Source organism: Pseudoxanthomonas sp. LjRoot204_2 (genome assembly GCF_056175765.1).
The window spans coordinates 1-4,394 of record NZ_JBGFFG010000283.1 but is presented as its reverse complement, the minus strand read 5'-3'; the positions used below and the strand labels follow the sequence as shown (position 1 = coordinate 4,394).

Sequence of the window (4,394 nt, the reverse complement as noted above, 5' to 3'; positions counted from 1 at the left end):
CGAAACAGCACCGCGCTGCGCGTCAGCACGATCTCGACGATATGGGTGCGCGAGCCGGCCAGCCAATCCATCTCGCGGCTGGAATGGTGCACGGCATGGAAGCGCCAGAGCCACGGAATGTTGTGGTACGCGCGGTGCAGCAGCGCTTGCGCGAGGTCGGCGACGAACACGGCGATCAGGAACTGCGCCCAGACCGGCAGCGACTGGATGGCGTCCTCCAAGGCGGGGAACGCGGCCAGGCCGGCGATGGTCGAGGTGGAGGCCGTCACCAGGATCAGGATGAACTGGACCAGCATGTGGCTCATGAAAAAGTACGTCACGTCGGTGCGCCAGCCGGGACGCAGCGGCGAGATCCGGCGCTTGCCGAGGTAGTGTTCCAGCGGCACGAACACCAGCGCCGAGAAGAAAAGCGAGATCACGAACCAGTCCAGGCCCAGCGAGTACGGTGTCTTGCCGATGGCGTCGAACTGCACGTTGGTGCCGCCCAGCAGCACCGCCAGCGTGGCACCACCGACACCGATGAGCGCGATGCGCTTGTTGCGGTCGCGAAGGATGGCCCAGGTGCCCATGGCGAAGGCGGCCGCCAACCCGACCAGCAGCAGGTGGCGAGCGAACTGCTCGTTGTAGGCGGCCCGGAATTCCCTGCTCGTCAGCAGTTCGGGGAAATGGAAACAGGCGACGGCCATCAGGCTCAGCAGCCCGAGCATGGCCGAAGCGTAGGCGAAGAACGAACGGCGAGGGCGTGTCATGAGCATCCTGGCAGGCGGTGCGATTCCTGCGCAGGATCTTACGTCAGGCGAGGCGGTTTCCGGCCTCGTCGACGACCGGCTCGCCATCTTCCTTGCTGAAAGCGCCACGCTGCGCCTGCGGCAGGATATCCAGGACCCGTTCGGAGGGCCGGCAAAGCCGGGTGCCGAGGGTCGTCACCACGATCGGACGGTTGATCAGCACCGGATGGTCCAGCATGGCGTCGATGAGCGCCGCGTCGTCGGCATCGGCAAGGCCGAGTTCCGGGTAAAGCGCTTCCTTGGTCCGGACAACCTCGCGCACGGGCGTGCCCATCGCCGCGATCAGCGACACCAGCGTGGCGCGATCGGGCGGCGTCTTCAGGTATTCGATGACCTGCGGCTCGATACCCGCATTGCGGATCAGTCCCAGCGTGTTCCGCGAGGTGCCGCACGCGGGGTTGTGGTAGATCGTCACGTCGTCCATCAGTACCAGTCCAGCAACGAGATGCCCAGGCCGACGTAGGTGGCCTTGTGGTTGTAGTCGATCAGGCTTTCGCCGTAGCCATGGAACAACTGCACGTGGGCGCGGAACGCGCGATTGATCGGGAAGCCGTAGTCCAGCTGCAGGGCGCCGTGCGACTGATCGCCGCCACGCAGCGAGTGCCGGCCCAGTACGGTGAATACATGGCCGTCGCGCGCGTAGGTGAGCATCGCATCGCCGCGGCCGATGTAGTCCTCGATATCCGGGTTCTCGTCGTCGTTGCCGTCCGGGACGCGATACCACGGACGCACGACGAAAGCCCAGTTCTCGCGATCCAGGCCGATGGTGGCGATGACGCGGTTCCAGCTGCGCGACAGCGGATCGCTGCGGCCGTTGGACTGGTGGTTGATGCCGATGCCCGCCATCCGCCCCTTCCAGCCCGCCAGGCTGTAGTTGTTGCGGAACACCAGCATCACTTCGGGTTCGTAATTGGTTTCGCGGAACGGGCGTGATTCCTCGCCGTTATAGACCTGCCAGCGCGAGCTCTGGGTGTATGCACCCCAGATGTCGCCGTTGTCGCCGAACAGGTTCTCGGCGAACTTGGTCTTGAAGCTCAGCTGGAACTTCGCTTCGATGTCCTGCAGTGCCTGCGGCTCGGTGACCGTGTTGTCGGGATTGGGCGAGGAGGGCGTCTCGTTGACCTGGCTGGTCCAGAACGCTGGCAGCAGGTACATGGGCTTGTAGGCGCGCAACTGGAAGACACCCAGCTTCGAATCCTTGGCCAGCTCCCAGCGGCTGTCGAGCAGCGAACCGCGGCCGGCGTTGGCGATCAGGTCGGCGTCCGCCTCGTCGTCGACCCGGAACCAGGCGCCCATGCGCCGCCGGGCGCGCTCGCCCATGGGCAGGTCCGCCGCTTTGGCCGCCTCGGCCTCGGCGCGGGCCGACGCACGCGCCTGGTCGCGTGCCTGCGCCTCCGCTTCCTTCGCAGCGCGCGCCTGTTCGTCCGCGGTCCGCGTGTCGCGGGCACTCCTGCCCAGCGCCTGGTCGTAACAGGCCAGGCGGGCGGCATCGTTCTCGAGCAGGAAGCAGGCCTCGGCGGAGGGAACGGCCGGTGCGTCCTGCGCCTGGGCAGCGAACGAGAGGGAAACGCCGATGGCGAGCGGCAGGAGTCGGGCGCGGTGCGTCATGCGGGGCTCGATCAGGGAAGGCGGGTGGGGAGCGGTATTCTGCCAGCCATGGGCGCGAAGGCGCGTCGACATGGCCTAGAAGATCCAGGCGAAGACGTACAGGCCCAGCATCGCGAAGGTCAGCCCCAGCTTCAGGACAACGCCCAGCACGATGCCCAGCCAGGTCCCCAGCCCGACCTTCGTCGCCTGCCGCAACTCGCGCCCATGCCAGAGCTCGCCGAGCAGCGCACCGATGAACGGGCCGGCCAGCAGGCCGATGGGCATGAAGAACAGGCCGGCGAAGGTGCCGATCACCGTGCCCCAGAGCGCCTTGCGGCTGGCGCCGACACGCTGCGCGCCGACCGCGGTGGAGAAAATGTCGGCCGCGAACGAGAGCGCTGTTAGCAGTCCCAGCACCACCAGCGTCACCCAGCCGATCTGCTGGAAGTCACCCGCCCAGGCGGCCAGCAGCATGCCCGCGAACACCAGCGGCAGGCCGGGCAGGGCAGGCAGGATCACCCCGGCCACGCCCACCAGGATCAGTACCACCGCCAAGGCGTAATAAAGCATCTGGATGTCCAATCAAATCTCCTGAGGAATCAAAGGGTTGTCTGGGGGTTGACTTTTCGGCTCACGTGTTTGCATTTTGCCAAATGCCGGGTTACTGTGCGGCCGCTGCCGTTGCCAAGGTCACCGTGAATCGTGGCCTGATGGGGTAGATCCATGATCCGCTGCATCCTTGTACCTCGCTTCCTCCTTGCAACCAGCCGCCCAGCAGGCGTATCCACCACCCGTTTCAAGGAGCAAGTAGATGTCTGATCGTGAAACCGGAACCGTCAAATGGTTCAACGATGCCAAGGGCTTCGGCTTCATCAGCCGCGAGAATGGTGAGGACGTGTTCGTGCATTTCCGTGCCATCCAGACCCAGGGCTTCAAGAGCCTGAAGGAAGGCCAGAAGGTCAGCTTCACCGTCGTGCAGGGCCAGAAGGGCCTCCAGGCGGATGCCGTCCAGCCGGTCTGAACTGGAGAATGCAGGACCGCGCGAAGGCGCGGGCTCCACAGGAAAAAGCCCGGCGGATGCCGGGCTTTTTCTTTGCTGCGGTGTGGCGCGGGCGATCAGCGGATGACCACGCGACCGTTCTGGATGCGGACGTAGGTGTTCTCCCGGACCCCGCCGAGGTCGCGCTGGCTGATCGTCACGCGGCGTCCATCGTCCATGCGCACCGTGATGTTGTAGGTGTCACCGGTGGTGCGGTTCTGGATCGCATTGCCGGCGGCGGCACCTGCCACCGCGCCTGCAACCGTGGAGACATTCTTGTTGCCTTCGCTGCCGCCCGTGCGGTCCGAGATCTGGCGGCCGGCGACCGCACCGACGATGCCGCCCAGCACGGCGCCGGTCGCGGACGGAGCGCTGCGGCCGGACGACACCACGTCGATGCGTTCGACGATGCCGCAGTCCGCGCAGTAGCGGTTGGCCGGCGCATTGTTGTAGCCACCGCCGTAGCCGCTGCTGCCGTAGCCCGGGGACGTGCTTGCACAGCCGGCGAGGGCGATGGCCGTCGTCATGCCGATGGCGAGAAGACGCAGGTTCATGGATGCCTCCTGTAGATGGTAGGACCGTCAGGATGATCGTGTCCCGTCGGGGCGCATGCTCCACATGACCGCGTGAACATCATGACAATCGAGCCGCTTGCGCGGCCCGGATGTCAGGTGCGATTCATGCCGCGGCTATCGTCATCCCCGGAAATCCTGATGGCATGCCTTGCAGTCCGCCCCTACCTTCTCGACCAGGGCGCCTGCGGCCGCGCAGTCGGTGGGCGGCGCGCTCAGGGCCGCGTCCAGGTCCGCGCGGAACTGGCTGGTATGCGCTTTGAACCGCTGGTCGTCCGCGATCCCTGGGAATGCCATGTCCAGATCGTTCGCCATCGCTCGCAGTGTGCGTACGTGCGGGATGGTGTCGGTGGCCGCGCAGCGGTTCTGCTTCACCGTGTCGGCCAATTGCGCCGAGTGCCTGGCCAT

7 protein-coding genes are annotated in these 4,394 nt (G+C 66.0%); 1 reads left to right on the top strand and 6 read right to left on the bottom strand.

Translation table 11 applies throughout. The features are described from left to right. From AC04L7_RS13035 to AC04L7_RS13020, 4 genes are all read right to left on the bottom strand, one after another. The coding region (locus tag AC04L7_RS13035; RefSeq protein ID WP_475513153.1) for a sterol desaturase family protein at window positions 1-749 on the bottom strand (749 nt) is incomplete at its 3' end. 43 nt (window positions 750-792) lie between these two features. Further along, on the bottom strand, window positions 793-1,212 hold the full coding sequence (gene arsC / locus AC04L7_RS13030; protein ID WP_299343185.1) for an arsenate reductase (glutaredoxin): 420 nt from the start codon (window positions 1,210-1,212) through the stop codon (window positions 793-795). Then, on the bottom strand, window positions 1,212-2,396 hold the full coding sequence (locus tag AC04L7_RS13025; protein WP_436001040.1) for a phospholipase A: 1,185 nt from the start codon (window positions 2,394-2,396) through the stop codon (window positions 1,212-1,214). The genes arsC and AC04L7_RS13025 overlap by 1 nt, the downstream gene beginning before the upstream one ends. A gap of 75 nt (window positions 2,397-2,471) precedes the next feature. Next, entirely contained in the window at window positions 2,472-2,957 is a 486-nt protein-coding gene (locus tag AC04L7_RS13020) for a DUF456 domain-containing protein (protein WP_435999139.1), read from the bottom strand. Between the two features lie 229 nt (window positions 2,958-3,186). On the opposite strand from AC04L7_RS13020, the gene AC04L7_RS13015 reads away from it, so the two are divergent. Further along, window positions 3,187-3,396 (top strand): cold-shock protein, encoded by a 210-nt coding sequence (locus tag AC04L7_RS13015; protein WP_055944114.1) that lies wholly within the window; start codon window positions 3,187-3,189, stop codon window positions 3,394-3,396. A gap of 95 nt (window positions 3,397-3,491) precedes the next feature. Here the strand turns inward: AC04L7_RS13015 and AC04L7_RS13010 are convergent, their stop codons facing one another. Together AC04L7_RS13010 and AC04L7_RS13005 are read right to left on the bottom strand one after the other, a co-directional pair. Beyond that, window positions 3,492-3,968: a glycine zipper 2TM domain-containing protein gene (locus AC04L7_RS13010; RefSeq protein ID WP_435999136.1), complete on the bottom strand. Its 477-nt coding sequence runs from the start codon at window positions 3,966-3,968 to the stop codon at window positions 3,492-3,494. Window positions 3,969-4,109: 141 nt separating this feature from the next. After that, window positions 4,110-4,394 (bottom strand): cytochrome c (locus tag AC04L7_RS13005; RefSeq protein WP_475513152.1); only part of this gene is annotated, 285 nt, incomplete at its 5' end.